This window comes from Prosthecobacter sp. (genome assembly GCF_044226605.1).
Classification (GTDB): domain Bacteria; phylum Verrucomicrobiota; class Verrucomicrobiia; order Verrucomicrobiales; family Verrucomicrobiaceae; genus Prosthecobacter.
The window spans coordinates 174,106-188,889 of sequence record NZ_JBGAGS010000002.1; the positions used below are offsets into that span (position 1 = coordinate 174,106).

Sequence of the window (14,784 nt, forward strand, 5' to 3'; positions counted from 1 at the left end):
CCAACCATCATGGCATTGACCTTCGTTCAAAGAATCAAAGAACTGCTCACCGGCAAACGCGACATCAAAAGCGGCGTGCGTCTCGTCATCAACTGCGAGAAACTGGAGAACCGTGTGGCCCTCCTCGACAAGGGCGTCGTGGAAGAATACAACATCGAGCGTGTCGGCACCCAGAGCCTCATCGGCAGTGTGTTCAAGGGCCGCATCCGCAATATTGAGCAGGGGCTGAAGGCCATGTTCATTGACATCGGCTTCGACAAGAACGCGTTCCTGCACTTCTGGGATGCCATCCCCGCCGCGCTGGATGCCGGACTGGAAGAAATCAATCGCGGAGGCAGCAAAAAGAAGAAGCGCATCGAGGCCAAGGACATCCCCAGCCTGTACCCCATCGGTTCTGAAATCATGGTGCAGGTCACCAAGGGGCCCGTGGGCAACAAAGGCCCGCGCGTCACCACGAATATTTCCCTCGCCGGCCGTCTCCTGGTACTGATGCCGCTGAACGACACCTGCGGCATTTCTCGCAAAATTGAAGATCCGAAGGAGCGCTCGCGCCTCCGCAAGATCATCGAAAAAATCAGCCTGCCGGAAGGCATGGGCATCATCCTGCGCACGGAAGCCTCAGGCAAGCGTGCGCGCCACATCGTGCGGGATCTCAACATCCTGCTCGATGAGTGGGACCAGATCGTTGCCAAGCGTGATGGCCAGAACGCCCCGGTCTGCTGCTTTCAGGAGCCCGACCTGGTGGAACGTACCGTGCGTGATTTTCTCACTGAAGACATCGACGAAGTCGCCTGCGATGACGCCCCCACCGTGGAGCGCATGCAGCGCATGGCCGCGCACATTTCCGGCCGTGCCAAGCGCCGGATCAACTACTACCAGGGCCAGACCGCCATCTTTGAGCACTACGGCATCCAGAAGCAGATCGACAACGCCTTCTACCGCCAGGTGTGGATGCCCTGCGGCGGCTACATTGTCATCGACCAGACCGAGGCACTCGTCTCAATCGACGTCAACACTGGCCGCAACAAAGGCCACAAGGACGTGGACAAGCTTCTGCTCGAAACCAATCTCGAAGCTGCCGCGGAAGTCGCGCGCCAGCTTCGCCTGCGCAACATGGGCGGACTCATCGTGGTGGACTTCATTGACATGAAGCACCGCCGTGACCAGCAGGCCGTGTACAAGCTCATGCTCGAACATCTGAAGCGTGACAAAGCCAAGACCCAGGTGCTGCAGATCTCCCAGTTTGGCCTCATGGAGATGACGCGCCAGCGCCTCAATGAGAGCCTTGGCACCACGCTCTATGAACCCTGCCCATATTGCAAGGGCCATGGCCAGGTCAAAACGCCGCTGACCATGAGCGTCGAACTCCAGCGCCGTCTGATTTCTGTTTTGGGCCGTGCCAAGGAGGATCAAAAAAGCCTCATCGTCATCGTCCATCCAGAAGTGCTGAACCGTCTCAAGACGGAAGACGGCGAACTGCTGGTCGATCTCGAGCGCAAATATCATGCGCGGCTCACCTTCCGCAGCGATCCCGCTTACCATCGGGAACAGATCACTCTGGCCAATGCGACCACGGGCGAAGAAATTCGGCTTTGATTTCAGCGGGTGACACCGCGAACGCTTAGCTCATCCAGGTCAAAACTTTCCTGAGCGCCTCTGGCGCTCGGGACGATCACGACTTTGCCGATGTGCTGGATCGTCTCAGCCCAGGAGAAGCTGCTGGTAGTACGCTTCCACCCTGCGGCCATTGCCTCGTCGTCACTCCAGTCATAGCGAAGCTTTGCCTCTGCCTGGCTCCACCTTTCATCAAATGCGGCTTGGGTTTCAAACTGCCATTGCGCCACGTCGTTTGCGAAAAGTTCAACCATCACTCTTCCGCCGGTTTTTACGGCGCGAACCTGGCAGGTGATCTCAGCGCCATCGCCGCCGATGATTTTCGTCCAGTCGCCAGCCAGTGGGGATTCTTTGGCCGTGCTGGGGGACAGGGCAATGGGCAGCGCCCTGCCCTTACGGGAGATGTGGATGTACCCACCCTTCGCTCCTCCTGTGGAGTGATGTTCGATCTTGTCCACGCCCTTCCAGCCCCGGGTATCTGCATCGAACGAAAGAGTCCGCATGGCTGCGGGATGGATCTCCCGTGCCACCTTTTTCAGGGGATTATCAGCCTGCTTCGGCTCCTCATGCACTAAATCACAGCCGTTGATGGCGTAGAGCGTTGCATTTTCCATTTCAATCCTGAAGCGTACTGTCGTTGCGGTCTTCTGCCCCTTCTTCCATTTCAGTCTCATGTCCGTGCCTGACGTCGAAATGACCTCGGCCACATCAAGCACGCTCTCTTGTTCGTCGATGGCTGAAACCCGCAGGCTGCCGCCTGGATTCACATCAGCAGAAATGCTCACCGGGTCGGCTGTCAGCCTCAACTGAGTTGTCTGCACTTGAGCGGGGAGGCCGCTGTCCGCGGGAGTATAGCCGGCAAAGCCATCAGGTCTCAAAGTAGCCAGGCAGGGCAGGCAATGACGCTTCCATCCTGTGTGCGGAAAATCGTCTCCTCCGTAGAAGATCATGAGCTTGCTATCTTTTAATATGGGCGGCCCAGCCATCGCGTAAATGCATTCGCTGTCATAGCTGCCGCTTGCACCGCGTGGGATGAAGGGGGTTCCCGGAGAGACACGCTGCCACTTCAGTCCATCGTGGCTCCATGCCAGCTCACAGTCGACCGTGCGCCCGTTTCCCACGTGATACATCATCACATAACTCAAATAAATGCTGCCATATCGAAACACCGGCATGCAGTATGTCTGGCTGGCGCGCCCTTCGGCGAGGCTCGAGCGCAGCACAAGACCGTTGTTCTTCCAGTGGATGAAGTCATCGCTTTCAAAGCGCACTACAAGCCGTTCGCCGAGATAGAGCTTGGTAAACCAAAGGTATTTGCGGCTTTTTTCATCCCAAAAGGCATTGTTGTGCGTGTCGCCGTTTTGGGGGCCGAAGCCCTGGGCGGCCATGGCCTCCCCCCAGTGAATGCCATCAGGAGAAAAGCGAACCTGCGGTTTGCCCAGGCCGACATCGCTGACCATTTTGTAGCGCTGTGCCGGATCAGCCTCATGCAGGTCTTTGAACACTCCTACGTTGGGGCAGTCGCGTGCCACAATGTTGTTGGCGCGGCTGCCGGCAAAGAGGTGAATTCCGAGTTCCGGCTTGTCCCAGTGCACGCCATCCTTGGACGTGGCGTACAATAGATACCAGCCAACGTCATGCACTGTGCTGGGCCGGTCCATTTTCGCGATCACTTCCTTGTCCGCCAGGACACACTTGTACCATAGCTTGAAGAGTCGTGCTTCCTCATCCCAGACGACATTTGGGTACAGATTGTTGAGAGAGTTTTCCCACGGTTTGTCGGCTTGAAACAAAGGGTTGTCAGGATGCTTTTGCGGTTTGCCGAGGGCAAGTCTTGCGTTGGACACCTTCTCCACCACGCGTGAGTCGAGCAGAAGGAGTTTTCGCTCCTGATCAGGGCCGAATGGAATGTCCAGTGCGTCGTAGCGCGTCCAGTCGGCATCATCAAAATGCCACCACTCACTGTCAAAGAGGGTGAATCCATGCTTGGTCATCACCTGCTGCAGCTTTTCCCGGTTCTTGAATACTTCGGGGGACACGAATTTGAAATGAGCACCCGCTTTCTCTGAAAAATCATCATGAGCGGTCGGCATCTTCAACTCCACACCGCGTGAGTCGACGAGCGTTGCGTCCACAGCCGCACCGCGGTTATGCCGGCCGCCTTTGGCGGGATCAGCCACGAAGCGTTCATCGGGCAGCGCCTTCCACATCGCCCGTTGCACGGACAAGGGCCGGTAGGCGTCCCATATTTTCAAGCTCAACCCCTGAGACTTCAGTTCGGCCTGCACGAGGGCCAGCTTTGCCGCTGTCTCGAGGCGCAAAAGGGCCCGAGCAGTCCTAGGATAATACGCCTTCTTGAAATAATTGTCTGCAGTCGTGTAGCGCAGTTCGATAACCGGACCATCATCCTTCCCGCCGATATCAACGAGGTTTTGTGCAGGCAGACTGGAGACTCCAAACAGGACGGCAAGCAAGGTTTTCATGCAGAGGGAACGACGGAACAGCTGTTTCCGTCGATTCTCCTCAACGCTGTGAAACCTTGCCGCCTTCGAGCAGTTTTTCGAGATTCTTGTCCGGCCGGACACCCTTTTTTATGGCTTCGTCATATTCCGTGCGCGCCTTGTCCCACTGGGGCGGATCCCACGTGATGTAAAGAACGGACAGGTTGAAGTGAGCTTCGCCATAGGCGGGATCAATCGCCAGCGCCGTCTTGAATTCGCGTTCGGCACGCTCAATCAAATTCAGCTTGGTGGCGATGATGCCGAGGTAATGTCTGCCACTGGCATTGTCAGGCCGTTTGGCCAGGCTCTTCTCAAAATAGGTCATCGCATCCTTCCAGCGCTCCTGTTTGAAGTAGGTCACCCCGAGTGCGAACGCTGCGGGTTCGTTGGATGGGTCATAAGCCAGAGCTTTTTGCAAGGACACTTCGGCATCCGCATGTTTGTTTTCACGCTGGCGTGTGATGCCCAGTCCGATGAGGGCCGTGACGTTCTTTGGCTCGGCACGCAGGGCGTCCTGGTAAATCTTGCCTGCCTTGTCAAAATCCTTGTTCATGTAGGCTTCGTTGGCCTCGCCGATAAGTTTTTCGACCGATGTGGGCGGCGGGGCCGCCGCCTTCTTGTCGCTTTCAGGTGAGGCGTTGGCGATGAGAGTGGCCTGCACGCCCTTGTTTCCCAGCAGCTCGCGCGCGACGGGATCGGAGAAAAGCTTTTCTTCTTCCGGAGTCAGAATCATCCGTGCGTTCTTCATCTCTTCGACCTGTTTGACGAGATCGGTTGAGGCATTTTCCATCTTCTGCAGCTCTGCAATCATGAGGTCCTTGGCCGCCTGCTGGCGGTGCTGGGTGCGGAGCTGGCGCAAAATGATGCCGCGCAGCATTTCGTTCTCCTGGGTGAGTTCTGGAGTGGCTGCGATCTTGCCCTCCATGCCGCCCTGCTGCACCTCCTTGAGCTGCTTCGTCAGATCAGCCACCTGGGTCTGGTAGGAGGCGCTTTCTTTGCGCAGATCGGCCAGCTGCCCCTGCAATCCCGTCAGCTGACCGCGCAGATCCGCGATTTCCTTGTCCTTGCGGCCCACATCTGCCTTCAGGGTTTCCACCTGCTTCTGCGCCTCGGCGACTTCCTTTTTCAAGCGCTCATTCTCGGCGATGAGGCGTTTCATTTCAGCGCTGGTGTTCTTCTTTTTGAGGTCTTCGATCTCGGCCAGCTGACCAAGGCTTTTGGCGCTGGCGGCATCACGTTCCTTCACGGCCACTTCACGCTGTTTCACAGCCTCGTCGCGGTCCTTCACAATCTGTTCGCGCTCTTTGAGGATCTTGTCGCGCTCCTGCTCGATGGTGGCAATGCGGGAGGAGGCTTCAGCAAGTTTCTCAGAAGCTTCCTTCGCGGCGGCATCCGCAGCCATCAGGCGCTGGGCGTTTTTGCGCATCTCCAGTTCCACCGCCGTCTTTTCCTCCATCAGTTTGGCCATCTGGGCCTGGGAGGCGCGGCCTTCTTCCACATCTTTGCCCATGGCGAGGAGCGTCTGTTCCATGGCGGCTGATTTTTTGCCAAGCACTTCATTTTGCGTACGCACATTGGTGATTTCTCCAGATGCCCACTGGAACCAGTTTTGCCATTTGCCAAGATCCACCTGCTGCTGGCTGGATTTCGTCTCCAGTTCAGCGATGCGCTGCTTGTACATGTCCTCCCATTGTTTGAGGAGATCATTGATGCCTGGCAGGGCGCCAGCCGTGGGGGACGGAGCTGCTGCTGCCTGTGCCAGAACGCCAGGAGTGGGAATGCCAGCCGCGGGCAATGCCGACGGGACCGCTGCAACTACCGGTGCCGGCGCAACTGCGGTCGTCTGCGATTGCGCAGACCGTGTCTGAAGACGGACGAGTGCATCCTGAATTTTCTGCTGACGTGAGGCGCGCACTTCTGCCTGCCAGGTTGGGTAGTTGCGGGCGATGCTGTCCATGATCTCGCCGGCTTGTTTGAACTTGGCCTGCGCAAGGGCGAAGTCGCCCGCAGCTTCGAGTTTGGCCGCCTCGTTGTTGAGGACAAAGCCGCGGAAGTAAAGGTCCGCAACTTCGCTGCTGGCATCGATGGACTGGGCATGCGACACCGGAGCGGTCAGGGCAAACGCCGCTACGAGGGTGAAGATGGGGAAGAGACGGTTCATGAATATTGGGGGGAAAGGACGGAGAGTTTACCGCCTTACGGGGCCCTTGTAAATGGCCTTGGCAGCCTGTCTGGCAGTCTCAGGCCCGGCGCTGTCGCAAAACTGCCACCCAGCGGTCTACGGATTTTCCCGGTGCATCCTTCAGCGCCCGGCTTTCCTTGTTGCGCTTGTTGCTGATGACTTCCATTCCCAGGGACTCCAGCGCCCTCAGCGCCAGCCGGTGCTCCACATCAAAGTAGCTGGTGATGACGAGCATGCCGTCGGGCCGCAGTTTGGCGATGCCCTGGTCAAAAATCTTTTTCCACAGCTCCTGGCCGTGCCAGAAGTTCTGGTGGCGCAGAAAGACCATGTTGAAATCGTCCCCCAGTTCTTTGTGCTGGTCGATCTTGGTGGCGTCCTCGATCAGAAACTGCGTCGGCAGATGCGCGTGCGTTTCACGGGCCTGACGGATTTCACGGATGCGGATGTCCGCGCCGACCATCTCCACATCTCCTCCCTGAGTGAGGTCTGCCCCCACTTGGATGAGTGTCTCCGCTTCATCGCAGCGTCCGCAGGCCAGATTGAGAATGCGCATGTCCTTCTGCGCTGGCGGCAGGTGCGGGGCCAGTGATTCATGCAGCAGCGATTTCAGCTTTTGCATGTCTTCGGCGATGACGGGGACGGACATGGTTCGATTCAACTCCAGTAAACGTGGGCACCGACTTTAGTGCCTCCCTCGTAGATTGCAATTTCGGCGAACTGGTCTCCGCCGCCAGGCGAAAGGGTGATGCAGGTCGAGAACGCTGGTGGAGTCACGGTTAGGGTTCCGAGTGCCCGGGAAGCATCAAGCCAGGTCATGCCATCTTTTCTTTTTGCGGTGAAAAGAAGGGGGAACTCGCGGCTGAAAATGCTGGCCTTGGTTTCCACCTGAACCGCACTGTTGGGAACAGGCAGCGGGTTCAGGTTGGCCCAATGCGCAGGCGCGGGCAATGGCACTGGGCTTGTCCAGTGGACTGTTGGAATCCAGCACCATCCAGATGCCGCCTGCGATGAGCGCCACGAAAAGGCATGCGGCGATGGCACGGCTTTTCATGCGGCCGCGCGTGCCCGAAGGTTTGGAAGGTGCCGGCTCCATCACTCAAGCCTGGAAAACACTCCCGCCGCGGCTTTGACGGAAATGTTTTGGTTCGCCGCATAAGCTTTGGCGGCAGCCATGCGGATTTCCGTAAGCGATCCTTTCCGCAGCCAGACTTCGAGGGCATCCCGCAGGAGAAACGAGCCAGGATACATGAGCTGCTCTGTGGTGAGGACCGGACGTGCCTGCAATGTGGCAAGGTGTGTTTTGAAATACGTGCCGCTGATGCAGCACAGGACGATCGCATCAGCAGGTCTGGACAAGGCGTCAGGCGAAGACACTGCCACGGGCGCGTCCATGAGCCCGTTGTGGCCGATGAAAGCGGTGAGGTCACTGCTACGCTTCCCGAGGCTTTCGAAGAAGGCTTCGAGGCACTGGTGGATGTTTTTCCCGCGCCACGCTTCTGCCACAAGCACACAGTTCTGGCTGGCATGCCGGTAGCTGCGGCGTTCCAAAATTTCCGGAGCTGGGTTGGTCTCGGTCTTTTCCAGCTTCCAGGATTTGCTTCGGGCAAAGATGGATTTGAAACCTTCCGAAGCTCCCCAGTACAAATTGGCCTCAGCATCATCACCGTTGCCAATCTTCGCCGGCACCGGTGCGATGCCCTGGCTCGCATTGTCAGCCAGGGCTACGAAAACGTGGACGGTTTTAGGCTCCGCCGAAGCATCGCCTCTGCAGGCAATGGCCAGCAAAGTCAGGGCGATGCACCACGTTTTCATGACTCGCGGTCAAAACTTCAATTCCTCGCCAAAAATCATGCGCGCTGCCTGGGCCACGTCCTTGTCACCGCGACCGGAAAGGTTTGCCAGGATGATTTGATCTTTGCGCATCTTGGGCGCCACTTTGTGAACTTCAGCAATGGCGTGACTGCTTTCGAGGGCGGGAATGATGCCTTCGATCCGGCTTAGCTCCTGGAAGGCGGCCAGCGCCTCCTCGTCGGTTGCGTAATTGTAGGTGACCCGACCCTGATCGTGCAGCCAGGCATGTTCAGGTCCAATGGCGGCGTAGTCCAGGCCGGCGCTGACACTGTGGGTCAGTTCAATCTGGCCGTCAGCATTGGCCAGAAGCCAGGTTTTGGTGCCCTGGAGAACGCCCAGGCGGCCGCCCTGAAAACGTGCGGCATGGCGTTCTGGGATAATGCCGTCGCCACCGGCCTCGACGCCGGTCATGCGCACGTCTTTGTCATCCAGGAACGGATGGAAAAGTCCGATGCTGTTGCTGCCGCCACCCACACAAGCAACCAGAAGATCTGGCAGGCGCTCCTCACGCTCCAAAATCTGGCGGCGTGCTTCGACGCCAATGACACGGTGAAAATCTCGCACCATCATGGGGAAGGGGTGGGAGCCCAGCGCCGAACCAAGGATGTAGTGCGTGGTTTGCACATTGGTGACCCAGTCGCGCATGGCTTCATTGACAGCTTCCTTGAGCGTGGCCTGCCCTGCGGTGACGGCAACCACCTTGGCACCGAGGAAACGCATGCGCGCGACGTTTAACGCCTGCCGCTCCATGTCGACCTTGCCCATGTAAATGACACATTCGCAACCAAAGCGCGCGCAAACGGTGGCCGTGGCGACACCATGCTGTCCGGCGCCCGTCTCAGCGATGATGCGCTTTTTTCCCAGGCGCTGCGCCAGCAAAATCTGGCCGAGGGCGTTGTTGATCTTGTGCGCGCCGGTATGCAGCAGGTCTTCGCGCTTGAGGTAAATCTTTGCGCCGCCAAGTTTTTCGGTCCAGCGCTCCGCAAAATAAAGCGGCGTAGGGCGGCCAACATATTCGTGCAGCAGCCGGTCGAGCTCCTTCTGGAATGCAGGATCGTCCTTTGCCTTCTCATATTGGTCCGTCAGCTCACTCAGAGCTGCCATGAGTGTTTCAGGCACAAACATGCCGCCGTACTGGCCAAAGTGGCCGTGGCTGTCGGGCATCACAGGAAGGGGGAGGATGGAGGCGGCGGTCATGGGGAGGTGAAGATAGCTTGAAGGCCGGGCGTTGGCAACGTCCGCTCCGCTGTCAGGCAAAGTTACGAGCGTGAATCACGCCTGGACCGTTCCTGCTTCAAGGGCTGCGAGCTTTTTCTCCAAGGTACGTACACGTTCCAGCAGATCGGGAATTTTGGCCGGAAGGCTCAGCATCTTGCGCCCCTCCATGAGCGGACGGGCCGGATAACCGGTGTAGGCTCCGGGTTCGGGAATGTTTTTGGTGATGCCCGATTTCGCCAGGAACATGGTTTTGTCGCCAATTTCCAAATGCCCTGCCACGCCAACCTGCCCCCCCATGGTCACGTAATTGCCCAGACGGGTGCTGCCTGAGATGCCGGTCTGGGAAACAATGATGCAGTGCTTTCCGAGTGTGCAGTTGTGGCCGATCTGCACCAAGTTGTCGATTTTGCAGCCTTCACCAATCCAGGTGCGGCCGAAACGGGCGCGGTCGATGGTGGTGCAGGAGCCGATTTCGACATCATCATCGATCTGCACGATTCCGACCTGGTCAATTTTTTGGTGCCGGCCCTGGACCATCTCATATCCGAATCCATCGCTGCCGATCACGGAGCCGCTGTGCAGAATCACACGCTTGCCCAGCACGCAGAACTCCTTGACCACGGCGTTGGCGTGGATGACGCAGCCGGCTCCCACCTTCACCCCACGCCCAATGTAGGCCCCGGCGTGAATCGTGCAGCCTTCACCCAGTTCCACGCCGCCCTCAATGACGGCATGGGGACCAATGCAGACTTTATTGGCGTCGTAAACCACATCTGCGGCGACCGTAGCCGTCGCATGCACGCCGGGAACAAATTCCACGGCTGGAGGACCAAAGTGACGAATGGCGTGGGAAAAGGCGAGCGTGGGATTTTTGACGCGGATGAGGGCGATTCCTTCCCGTGCTTCTTCAGTAGCAAGGTCTTCCGGCACCAAAGCGGCGGTGGCACGGGTGGTTTTCAGCGAGGGCAGGTAACGTGCATTCCCCAAAAAGGTCACCTCCCCCTCCATGGCCTCCATGAGCGAATTCAGCCCGGTGATCACAGATTCCGGGGTGCCCTCGGCAAGTGTTCCTCCGACGAGTTCAGCAAGTTTCTGCAAGGTGATGGAATTGCTCATGGCAAAGACGCGGTTTGATCGTAAAACAAAAAAGGCACGCCGCAAGTGCCTGCGGCGTGCCTCGAAACTTCGCCAGCTATGGCTTACTTTTTGGGAGCTTCGGTTTTGGCTGGAGCCGCGGCCTCTTCCTTCTTGGGCTCTGCTCCGGGAGGCGGTGCATTCTTGTTCAATTCAACGATAAGTTGATCTGTGAGGTCCGTCGCGAAACCCTCCCTCACATGCAAGATGATCGGCACGGTGGAAAGGCTGACGCCAGTCTTGTCGAACACCATGTCATATCCATCGACCTTGGAACGGTCACGAACGACGAGAAGGATCTCTTCATAGAGTCCTTTGCGAATCTGCATGTCCTCCTGCTTGAGCTGTGCCTGGCGGCGCTCGGCGAACTCCTGCATTTCCATTTCCATGGAGCGGATCTCCTTGAGCTTTTCATTCAGCTCCGCGCCGTATTTTGCACGCTGTTCAGGGGTGATGATGGGGTCCGATGCGATCTTCTGGAGCTTCTGGGCTTCAGTCGTCAGGTTCTTGTACAGGTTCGAGCGTTCCTGCATTTCCTGGGCGGCCTTTTCGTAATTGCCCTTGTACTTTTCCGCGGCGGATTTGGTTTTGTGAAACTCCTGAAAGACCTTGGACATGTCGATCACGCCGATTTTAAGATCGGCTGCATGGAGGGAGCAGGTGGCAAGAAGAAGTGCGAAGAACGCTCGGCGAATCATAAGTGTGGGAGTTTAAAGGGATTGGAGGGGCAGACAAACAAAATGTCCGTCGCAGGCTTTTAGAACTTGTAGCCCATGTTGAACTGAACGCGGCCACTGCCTGACCTGTTGTCCTTGTCGATGGGCACCGCGTAGTCAACACGGATGGGGCCAACAGGAAGGAAAAGTCGCAGACCGATACCTGCATCCGAGAAGATCATGCCATTTCCCGAGGTGGCACCGGTGGCGCCGGCGATGGAGCCGATGTCTCCGAAAAACACCACACGCGGTGATTTGTCCACGTTGGAGGTGATGTGCACGGGAACGGAGAATTCGGTGGAAGCATAGAACGAGGTCAGGCCACCGATAGGTTCCCCCGTGGCATCCTTGGGACCTGCATGACGATACGCAAACCCGCGCAGATTGTTGGCACCGCCAAGGAACTGGCGCTCGAAGATTGGCACCCTTTTGCTGTCCCAGCTGTTCACAATGCGGAACATTCCTTCAAAGCTCAGGATGGTGTCTCCCGGCAGGTTGAAATACTGCTGGCCGCCGATGTTTGCACCGACAACAGGAACATTGCCTCCCAGGCCTGACAGCAGTGCTCCTGCCTCCAGCTTGTGACCACTGCGGGTGATGAACACACTGTCGCGCGTGTCGTTCACAAAGTTCATGTCAATCTTGCTTTGAATGTAGGACCCGGCTTCCTGAGCGATGAGAGGGGAAGCGCCACTGGCAATGCTGCCGATCTTGATCTGCTGCAGCGTGTAGGTGGTTTCAAAATAGGAGTGCTCGCCCAGCCTCTTACGAATGCCCGCAGATGCGCCGACGTTGGTCTGGTTGAAGAAATTGGAGAGATAGTAGAGGTTATGGAAGAAACCTTCGACCGTGAATGCAAGCTCACGGCCCATGAACCAAGGCTCGGTCCAGCTGATGGTCACGTCACGGCGCAGCGCGCCTGCACGGATGTTGGTGTTGAAACGCTGGCCGCCACCGCGGAAATCCTTCCAGTCGCTGATGTCAAAGTTCGTCTGTGTGACCTGAATGAAGGCCGTAATGCTGTCGATGGAGCTGAAACCGGCGCCGAAGTTCACAGTACCTGTGCTTTGTTCGGTGACCGTGACGTTCACGTCCTTGTAACCCGGCGCCGTCGTGGGGGTGTTTTGGGTGTCCACCGCGCTGAAATAGTTCAGGTTTTGCAGGCGGTTCTTACCGGCTTCAATCTTCACCGTATTCAGTTCTTCACCGGGAGCGAAAGGAAGTTCGCGGCGGATGACTTCGTCCTTCGTGAAGGAGTTCCCGGAAATGTTGACCTTGTTGATGTAGGACTTGGTGCCTTCGACGATGGTGTAGGCCACGGCGACCTGTCCTGCGCCCGTTTCAGTGATGTGGGCCTCCACCTGCGCATCTGCATAGCCACGGGAGCCGTAGTAGTCGTGGATCATTTTCTTATCAGCCTCGATGTGGCTGCCCATGTAGGGGAATCCAGGTTCCGCCTTGACCCCTGCTTCCAGGGCTTCCTTGGTGAAGATGGTGTTACCGGTAATTTTGACGGCCGACACATCATATTTTGCACCTTCGCTGATCACATACACGAGGTCGATCTTGTTGGCGGACACTGGCACGACCCGTCGCTCGGTCACTTTGGCATAGACGAAGCCCTTGTCCTTGAAAGCCATCTCAATGATTTTGATGTCTTCCTGCACATCGTTGTGGTTCAGCTTGCCTTTTTTTCCCCACAGGTTCCACAGGTGGTGCTCCTGGGATTTGAGCTTGCCACGCAGCACGCGTGACTTGATGGCCGTGTTGCCTTCGAAGAGAATGTCACGGATGATGCCGCGGGCGCCTTCGTCGATTTTAAAGATCACCGTGGAATATCCCTCACGGGCGGACGGCATGATCTCATAACTTCCGCTCGCGTCGGCGTAGCCCTTTTTCTCATACAGATCGATGATTTTTTGCTGCGCTGCGGCCAGCTTGCTTTCGTCCAGCGGGTCGCCCACTTTGACCGCGATCTCCTTTTTCAATTTATCTTTGTCGATGGCGGTGTTGCCAATGAACTGGATTTCAGCGATCCCGCCGCGTCCGACGATCTCGACCACCACCTTGACTCCGCCTGCCACGTCCACGGTATGGCTGTTGATGCTCTCGATGGCACCTGTGCCGTAGAGCGAACGCATGTCACGCTCCATGGATTCGTCAGTGAAGGGCTGGCCGACTCGCGTGGACATCTGGCTGCGAACGCGGTTCTCATCCAGTTTCACTCCGCCCTTGATGACGATCTCCACTTCCTTCACGATTTTTTTCGTGGCGGACGACACTGGCAACCCAACTTGAGCTCGGGCAAGTTGCGGAGCAGCGACCAGAACGGCAAGAGCCACTGCAGGAATAAGCATCAGGCGAGACACGAGGGAAGATCCGTAATTCATAGGCAAAGGCAGATTAAACACACTAAAAAAGGCAAGGGACCACGGCGCGCCCAGACCGGCGCACGACAAGCCAGCAGTACTGCGTCCTCAACTCTCCACGTCAAGGCGTAAGTTCTGAGGGGTTTCTTGCCGTTTTTTGCGGCCGGGGTGATAGATAAAAGCCCATCTGGCCAGATTTCGCTCGGCTTAGGGCCGGATTTGTCCGGACTTTCAGGGCCCCCTGTCTGCCAGCCAGTGAAACATTTTTGTCGCAATCCATGCCCCGCTCCAACCTGCGCAACTACCTCCAGCTTCATCTCGTCGTGCTGGCCTGGGGGCTTACGGCGATTTTAGGCAAGCTCATTCGCCTGCCGCCGGTGGATGTGGTGCTGTGGCGCACGGCGGTGGCGGCCTTCTGTTTCGGATTGCTGGCCTGCGGCATAAAGCGTCCCCTTGGGCTTGCCTGGCGCCGGGTTCTGGCGATGCTCGCCGTGGGAGCGATTCTGGGGCTTCATTGGGTCTTGTTCTTTTGGTCGGCCCGGCTGGCCACGGCATCGGTGTGTCTGGCGGCCATGCCTACGGGCATGCTCTGGGCCTCGCTAATTGAGCCGTTGATCGATGGCTCCCGGCGGTGGCGCCCCGCGGAGCTGCTCGTCGGCGCAGTCATGGTGGGAGCCGTCTGGCTTATCTATCAGGTGGAGTTTCGCTACTGGCTTGGCTTTTCTGTGGCCATTGGCGCTGCCGTGCTGGCGGCGTTCTTCGCTACTTTGAGTAAACAGCTGGTAGCCAAGGACATACACTGGAGTGTCATGGGCTGTTACCAAATGACGGGAGCCTGCCTGGCCGCTCTCCTGGCGCGGCCTTTTCTTGAATCAGGCTTCCTGCCGGTAGTGCCGGACGCCGTTTCCGCGCTTTGGCTCGGGGTGCTCGCCCTCGTCTGCACGGTCGCCGCCTACGCAGGCTTTATGGACGCACTGCGCAGAGTCAGTGTGTTCACGGTGAATGTGGTCTATAACATGGAGCCGGTGTACGGCATCCTGCTGGCAGCCTTCGTTTTTGGGCGTTCCGAGTTCATGAGTGGAGGATTCTACTTTGGTGCAGGAATGATCATCGCCGTGGTGCTGGCGGTGCCGTGGGTGCGGCGCTGGGCGGAAAGGTGAGACTTGCCGGACATGATGCGCCGTGTGAGTTTGCATCGC

At 57.7% G+C, this 14,784-nt stretch carries 11 protein-coding genes; 2 read left to right on the forward strand and 9 right to left on the reverse strand.

The window, feature by feature from the left end; translation table 11 throughout:
* Nucleotides 1-9 precede the first annotated feature (9 nt).
* Nucleotides 10-1,596, forward strand: coding sequence for a ribonuclease E/G (locus ACILSO_RS02890; protein ID WP_395735859.1), 1,587 nt, complete (start codon nt 10-12; stop codon nt 1,594-1,596).
* 2 nt (nt 1,597-1,598) lie between these two features.
* Here ACILSO_RS02890 and ACILSO_RS02895 read toward each other — a convergent pair whose 3' ends face one another.
* The 9 genes from ACILSO_RS02895 to bamA form a co-directional block, all read right to left on the reverse strand.
* Entirely contained in the window at nt 1,599-4,097 is a 2,499-nt protein-coding gene (locus ACILSO_RS02895; protein ID WP_395735860.1) for a M15 family metallopeptidase, read from the reverse strand.
* Nucleotides 4,098-4,137: 40 nt separating this feature from the next.
* Nucleotides 4,138-6,276 (reverse strand): tetratricopeptide repeat protein, encoded by a 2,139-nt coding sequence (locus ACILSO_RS02900; RefSeq protein WP_395735861.1) that lies wholly within the window; start codon nt 6,274-6,276, stop codon nt 4,138-4,140.
* Between the two features lie 79 nt (nt 6,277-6,355).
* Nucleotides 6,356-6,943, reverse strand: a complete 588-nt coding sequence (locus tag ACILSO_RS02905) for a methyltransferase domain-containing protein (RefSeq protein WP_395735862.1) — start codon at nt 6,941-6,943, stop codon at nt 6,356-6,358.
* Between the two features lie 156 nt (nt 6,944-7,099).
* Nucleotides 7,100-7,348: a hypothetical protein gene (locus ACILSO_RS02910; protein ID WP_395735863.1), complete on the reverse strand. Its 249-nt coding sequence runs from the start codon at nt 7,346-7,348 to the stop codon at nt 7,100-7,102.
* A gap of 41 nt (nt 7,349-7,389) precedes the next feature.
* Nucleotides 7,390-8,109 carry a hypothetical protein gene (locus ACILSO_RS02915; protein WP_395735864.1) on the reverse strand — a complete coding sequence of 240 codons (720 nt, stop codon included), beginning with the start codon at nt 8,107-8,109 and terminating at the stop codon, nt 7,390-7,392.
* A 9-nt stretch (nt 8,110-8,118) separates the two neighbouring features.
* A complete protein-coding gene (trpB, locus tag ACILSO_RS02920) occupies nt 8,119-9,345 on the reverse strand; it encodes a tryptophan synthase subunit beta (RefSeq protein ID WP_395735865.1) in 1,227 nt (408 codons plus the stop codon).
* Nucleotides 9,346-9,420: 75 nt separating this feature from the next.
* A complete protein-coding gene (gene lpxD / locus ACILSO_RS02925) occupies nt 9,421-10,482 on the reverse strand; it encodes a UDP-3-O-(3-hydroxymyristoyl)glucosamine N-acyltransferase (protein WP_395735866.1) in 1,062 nt (353 codons plus the stop codon).
* An 83-nt stretch (nt 10,483-10,565) separates the two neighbouring features.
* Entirely contained in the window at nt 10,566-11,198 is a 633-nt protein-coding gene (locus tag ACILSO_RS02930; protein ID WP_395735867.1) for an OmpH family outer membrane protein, read from the reverse strand.
* Between the two features lie 59 nt (nt 11,199-11,257).
* Nucleotides 11,258-13,498, reverse strand: coding sequence for an outer membrane protein assembly factor BamA (gene bamA, locus ACILSO_RS02935; RefSeq protein ID WP_395735868.1), 2,241 nt, complete (start codon nt 13,496-13,498; stop codon nt 11,258-11,260).
* Between the two features lie 365 nt (nt 13,499-13,863).
* Here bamA and ACILSO_RS02940 point away from each other — a divergent pair, with 365 nt between their 5' ends.
* Nucleotides 13,864-14,745, forward strand: a complete 882-nt coding sequence (locus ACILSO_RS02940; protein WP_395735869.1) for a DMT family transporter — start codon at nt 13,864-13,866, stop codon at nt 14,743-14,745.
* The last annotated feature ends 39 nt before the right edge of the window (nt 14,746-14,784 follow it).

What these genes read in the sequence shown, in the direction of transcription:
- lpxD (WP_395735866.1), bottom strand. Translation starts at nt 10,482, where the DNA reads ATGAGCAATTCCATCACCTTGCAGAAACTTGCTGAACTCGTCGGAGGA.
- trpB (WP_395735865.1), bottom strand. Translation starts at nt 9,345, where the DNA reads ATGACCGCCGCCTCCATCCTCCCCCTTCCTGTGATGCCCGACAGCCAC.
- ACILSO_RS02905 (WP_395735862.1), bottom strand. Translation starts at nt 6,943, where the DNA reads ATGTCCGTCCCCGTCATCGCCGAAGACATGCAAAAGCTGAAATCGCTG.
- ACILSO_RS02915 (WP_395735864.1), bottom strand. Translation starts at nt 8,109, where the DNA reads ATGAAAACGTGGTGCATCGCCCTGACTTTGCTGGCCATTGCCTGCAGA.
- ACILSO_RS02900 (WP_395735861.1), bottom strand. Translation starts at nt 6,276, where the DNA reads ATGAACCGTCTCTTCCCCATCTTCACCCTCGTAGCGGCGTTTGCCCTG.
- ACILSO_RS02890 (WP_395735859.1), top strand. Translation starts at nt 10, where the DNA reads ATGGCATTGACCTTCGTTCAAAGAATCAAAGAACTGCTCACCGGCAAA.
- ACILSO_RS02910 (WP_395735863.1), bottom strand. Translation starts at nt 7,348, where the DNA reads ATGAAAAGCCGTGCCATCGCCGCATGCCTTTTCGTGGCGCTCATCGCA.
- ACILSO_RS02940 (WP_395735869.1), top strand. Translation starts at nt 13,864, where the DNA reads ATGCCCCGCTCCAACCTGCGCAACTACCTCCAGCTTCATCTCGTCGTG.
- ACILSO_RS02930 (WP_395735867.1), bottom strand. Translation starts at nt 11,198, where the DNA reads ATGATTCGCCGAGCGTTCTTCGCACTTCTTCTTGCCACCTGCTCCCTC.
- ACILSO_RS02895 (WP_395735860.1), bottom strand. Translation starts at nt 4,097, where the DNA reads ATGAAAACCTTGCTTGCCGTCCTGTTTGGAGTCTCCAGTCTGCCTGCA.